This window comes from Bartonella sp. AA86SXKL, assembly GCF_042196885.1.
Genome location: NZ_JBHIRE010000297.1, coordinates 1 through 743, shown reverse-complemented (window position 1 = coordinate 743; position 743 = coordinate 1). Strand labels below are relative to the sequence as shown.

Genomic DNA, 743 nt, shown 5'->3' with positions numbered 1-743 from the left:
CTGCAACCGATGAGCAAGATCATTGCTCATAAAATCATGGGTAGCAATCCAAGGAGCAAAAACTGCACATCAAATAATAACAAAAATAATAATTAGACCGAATACGGCCGAAAAATTATGAAAGAATTTGATCACTGAATGATAAATTTTTTGTATGTTCGCTTGAACTATTGACCGCGGAACAGCTTCATATAACCAATAACTTAAAGAAAATGAAGATTGCGGTTTATGATGATTCATTGAAGTAGTCATATTCAGCGTGTCCTTGGATCAAAGATGCGATAAAGTAAATCAGAAAATAAATTAATGGCAACAAAGAGCCCCCCTACTAGCAGCGTGCACCCAACAACTGCATTCATATCTCCTGCCAAAAGAGCATTGGTCAAGTAACGTCCGAAACCAGGCCAAGCGAAAACTGTCTCTGTCAATACGGCACCTTCTAATAAAAAAGCATAAGAAAGCCCAACAACAGTGATAATCTGAACAGCAGCATTGCGGAAAGCATGGAACCAAACCGTTCGCATCCAAGATAATCCTTTCACACGTGCAGTAATAATATATTCCTGATTAAGTTGTTCAATCATAAATCCACGAGTCATACGACTAATATAGGCCATAGCACCGAAAGCTAAGATTAAAGCAGGCATAATAATATGACTAAAAACATTGCCAAAAGCCTCCCACTGTCCCTGCATTGCAGTATCCCAAAGAAAAAAGCCTGTTCTCTGTTCAAAAGAATATTC

1 protein-coding gene and 1 pseudogene are annotated in these 743 nt (G+C 38.2%); both read right to left on the bottom strand.

What is annotated here, in order from left to right:
- Positions 1-252, bottom strand: a pseudogene (locus ACFIO5_RS11645) (D,D-dipeptide ABC transporter permease); the annotation flags it as partial.
- Between the two features lie 2 nt (positions 253-254).
- Positions 255-743, bottom strand: a 489-nt coding sequence (locus ACFIO5_RS11640; RefSeq protein WP_375705497.1) for an ABC transporter permease, incomplete at its 5' end; no start/stop codon positions are given.